This window comes from Ruegeria sp. AI3 (assembly GCF_056541245.1).
The window spans coordinates 1-4,475 of record NZ_JBQFYA010000031.1 but is presented as its reverse complement, the minus strand read 5'-3'; the positions used below and the strand labels follow the sequence as shown (position 1 = coordinate 4,475).

The following is a 4,475-nucleotide window of genomic DNA, read 5'->3' as shown; positions in this document are numbered from 1 at the left end:
CACCGAAGCGCACTCCTCTTTACGATTTGCACGTCGAGCTTGGCGGCAAGATGGTTGATTTTGCGGGCTGGGAGATGCCTGTTCAGTATCCGTTGGGGATCATGGGGGAGCATAAGCAGTGTCGTGAGAAGGCGGCGGTGTTTGATGTGAGCCATATGGGCCAGGTGATCCTGCGCGGTGAGAATGTGGGCGAGAAGCTGGAAGCTTTGTGCCCGCAGGCCTATGCGACGCTGAAGGACGGCAAGGCGCGGTACGGGTTCTTCACGAATGAAGACGGCGGGATCATGGATGATCTGATCGTGTCGAACGCGGGGGATCACTATTTTGTGGTGGTGAACGCGGCGCTGCGCCATCAGGATATTCCGCATATGCAGGCCAACCTTGACGGCGTCGAAGTGACCGAGATCTTCGATCGTGCGCTGGTGGCGGTGCAGGGACCCAAAGCCGAAGACGTGGTGGGCGAGTTGTGCCCGGCCGCCCGCGATCTGAAGTTCATGGAAACCACCGTGGCTGATATCAACGGTGTTGAGTGCCGTATCTCGCGGCTGGGCTATACCGGCGAGGACGGATACGAGATCTCGATCCCCGAGGACAAGGCGATTGAGATCACCCGCGCCTTCTTGGCGCATGAGGATTGCGAAGCGGCCGGTCTGGGCGCGCGCGACAGCCTGCGGCTGGAGGCCGGGCTGTGCCTTTATGGCAATGACATCGACCAGAGCACCTCGCCCATCGAAGCCTCGCTGAGCTGGGCGATCCAGAAGCGCCGCAAGGAAGAGGGCGGGTTCCCGGGGGCCGAGCGCATCCAGCGCGAACTGGCCGAGGGCGCATCCCGCAAGCTGGTAGGCATCAAGCCCGAGGGCCGCGCGCCTGCGCGTCAGGGCGTTGAGATCCAGTGCACGGAAGGCAACACCATTGGCCAGATCACCTCGGGCGGGTTTGGCCCGACGGTCGGTGGCCCCGTTGCGATGGGCTATGTGTCCGCAGGCCATGGTGAGCCGGGCGAGACCGTCAATCTGATCATCCGGGGCAAGCCGCAACCGGCCGAGATCGTGGCGCTGCCCTTCGTCACCCAGAATTACAAGCGTTGAAGTCAGGAGAGAGACAAGATGGCAACCTATTATTCCGAAGAGCACGAGTGGATCGACGTGAATGGCGACACAGCCACTCTGGGCATCACCAAACATGCCGCCGAACAGCTGGGCGATGTGGTCTTCGTGGAACAGCAGGAAGTGGGTGACGCGTTCGAGAAAGACGGCGAGATCGGTGTGATCGAATCCGTCAAGGCGGCCTCGGAACTCTATGCCCCGGTTGATGGCGAGATCGTCGAGGTCAACGAGGCGCTGGCCGACAATCCTGGCGCGCTGAACGAAGACCCCGAAGGTGAGGCATGGATCTACAAGATCAAGATCACCGACGCGTCGCAGCTGGAAGATCTGATGGATGAGGCCGGCTACAAGGACTTCATCGGCTGATCCAGACCGGAGCCCTGAATGGGGCTCCGCCCGTTCGGGCCGGACCGGCTCGTGATGATGTATCGGGGGCCTGCGTGGTCTCCGCCCGACCTGACTTATTCATAGGAGCGCTGCAATGGCTTTCAAACTGACTGACTACGAAGCCTATGACTTTGCCAATCGCCGCCATATTGGTCCCAGCCCGACCGAGATGCGCGACATGCTCAAGGTGATCGGCTTCAAGACGCTGGACCAACTGATCGACGCCACCGTCCCGCCGGCGATCCGCCAGAAAGAGCCGCTGGACTGGGGCCCGGCGATGACCGAGCGCGATGCGCTGTTCTACATGAAAGAGGTGGCGAGTAAGAACAAGGTTCTGACCTCGCTGATCGGTCAGGGCTATTACGGCACCACCACGCCTGCGCCGATCCTGCGCAACATTCTGGAAAACCCGGCCTGGTACACGGCTTATACGCCTTATCAGCCCGAGATCAGCCAGGGCCGTCTTGAGGCGCTGTTGAACTTCCAGACCATGGTCAGCGATCTGACCGGGCTGGACGTGGCCAACGCATCGCTGCTGGACGAAGCCACAGCGGCGGCCGAAGCCATGGCAATGGCCAAGCGCGGCGGGCGTTCGAAAGCCAACAACGCGGCCTTCTTTGTTGACAAGAACTGCCACCCGCAGACCATCGCAGTCATTAAAACCCGCGCTGAGCCTCTGGGCATCGACGTGCAGGTCGCCGATCCTGACAGCCTCGACGCAGGTGCCGTCTTTGGCGCGATCTTCCAGTACCCCGGCACCCATGGCCATGTGCGCGACTTCACCAAGGAAATCGCAGCGCTGCATGAGCACAAAGCCATTGCCATCGTTGCTGCCGACATCCTGTCGCTGGCCCTGCTGAAGTCACCGGGTGAGATGGGCGCGGATATTGCCATCGGCTCGACCCAGCGCTTTGGCGTTCCGATGGGTTATGGCGGCCCGCACGCTGCCTATATGGCGACCACCGACAAGCTGAAGCGGTCCATGCCGGGCCGGATCATCGGCGTCAGCATCGACAGCCGTGGCAACAAAGCGTATCGCCTCGCGCTGCAAACCCGCGAACAGCACATTCGCCGCGAGAAAGCCAACTCGAATGTCTGCACCGCGCAGGCGCTGCTGGCCGTCATTGCCTCGATGTATGCGGTCTATCACGGCCCGGATGGCATCAAGGCCATCGCGCAATCGGTACACCGCAAGACCTCGCGCCTGGCCGCCGGCCTGGAAGAGGCGGGCTTCTCGGTCGAACCCGAAGTGTTCTTCGACACCATCACCGTTGAGGTCGGCCACCTGCAGAAGACCGTCATGGAGGCCGCAGTGGCCCGGGGCGTCAACCTGCGCAAGGTCGGCGACACCAAGGTTGGCATCAGCCTGGACGAACAGACCCGCCCCGAGACCATTGAAGCCGTCTGGGGGGCCTTTGGCATCGACAAGACAGACGACAGCTCGAACAAGCAGTACCGCCTGCCGGACTACGCGCTGCGCGAGACGCCCTATCTGACCCACGAGATCTTCCACAAGAACCGGGCCGAGGCCGAGATGACCCGCTATATGCGCCGTCTGGCTGACCGTGACCTGGCGCTGGACCGGGCAATGATCCCGCTGGGCTCGTGCACCATGAAGCTGAACGCCACGATCGAGATGATCCCGGTCACCTGGCCCGAGTTCGGCAATCTGCACCCGTTCTGCCCCGAAGATCAGGCGCAGGGCTATCACGAGATGATTGCCGATCTGAACGACAAGCTGTGCCAGATCACCGGCTATGACGCGATCTCGCAGCAGCCCAACTCGGGCGCGCAGGGCGAATATGCAGGCCTGCTGACCATCCGCAACTATCACTTCGCCCGCGGCGAAGGGCACCGCAATGTCTGCCTGATCCCAACCTCGGCGCACGGGACCAACCCGGCCTCGGCGCAGATGGTGGGCTGGCAGGTTGTCCCGGTGCAGGCGGATGAGAATGGCAACATTGATCTGAACGACTTCCGCGCCAAGGCCGAGAAGCACTCGGATCATCTGGCCGGTTGCATGATCACCTACCCCTCGACCCATGGCGTGTTCGAGACCACCGTGCAGGAGGTCTGCCAGATCACCCATGATCACGGCGGTCAGGTCTATATCGACGGCGCCAACATGAACGCCATGGTGGGTCTATCGCGTCCCGGTGACATTGGCGGCGATGTCAGCCACCTGAATCTGCACAAGACCTTCTGCATCCCGCATGGCGGTGGCGGCCCCGGCATGGGTCCGATCGGCGTCAAGGCGCATCTTGAGGAGCACCTGCCCGGCCATCCGGAATACGGCACTGCCGTGGGTCCGGTCTCGGCGGCACCCTTCGGCTCTCCGTCCATTCTGCCGGTCAGCTGGGCCTATGTGCTGCTGATGGGTGGCGCGGGTCTGACGCAGGCGACCAAAGTGGCGATCCTGAACGCCAACTATATCGCGGCGCGTCTGCAGGATGCCTATCCGATCCTATACACCTCCGAGACCGGTCGTGTGGCGCATGAATGCATCCTCGACACTCGTCCGCTGGACGAGGCGGCGCATGTGACCGTGGATGACGTCGCCAAACGTCTGGTCGATTCCGGCTTCCACGCCCCGACCATGTCCTGGCCGGTGGCGGGCACCCTGATGGTGGAGCCCACCGAGTCCGAACCAAAGGACGAGCTGGACCGCTTCTGCGACGCCATGCTCTCGATCCGGGCCGAGGCGCAGGACATCATCGACGGCAAGATCGACGCGGAGAACAACCCGCTGAAAAACGCCCCCCACACGGTGCGCGATCTGGTCGGCGACTGGGACCGCCCCTACACCCGCGAACAGGCCTGCTTCCCGCCGGGCTCCATGGGCGTCGACAAATACTGGTCCCCCGTCAACCGCGTCGACAACGCATACGGAGACCGAAACCTCGTCTGCACATGCCCACCAATGGAAGCATACGAAGAAGCCGCAGAATAAAACTACAAACCCCCGCCGAAAAATCGGCGGGG

At 62.4% G+C, this 4,475-nt stretch carries 3 protein-coding genes; all 3 read left to right on the top strand.

Translation table 11 applies throughout. The features are described from left to right. On the top strand, window positions 1-1,088 hold a 1,088-nt coding region (gene gcvT / locus ACRZ95_RS22680), incomplete at its 5' end, for a glycine cleavage system aminomethyltransferase GcvT (protein ID WP_480555633.1). An 18-nt stretch (window positions 1,089-1,106) separates the two neighbouring features. Continuing rightward, entirely contained in the window at window positions 1,107-1,472 is a 366-nt protein-coding gene (gene gcvH / locus ACRZ95_RS22675) for a glycine cleavage system protein GcvH (protein ID WP_170680939.1), read from the top strand. A 115-nt stretch (window positions 1,473-1,587) separates the two neighbouring features. Then, complete coding sequence (gene gcvP, locus ACRZ95_RS22670) at window positions 1,588-4,443, top strand: aminomethyl-transferring glycine dehydrogenase (protein WP_170637796.1); 2,856 nt, start codon at window positions 1,588-1,590, stop codon at window positions 4,441-4,443. The last annotated feature ends 32 nt before the right edge of the window (window positions 4,444-4,475 follow it).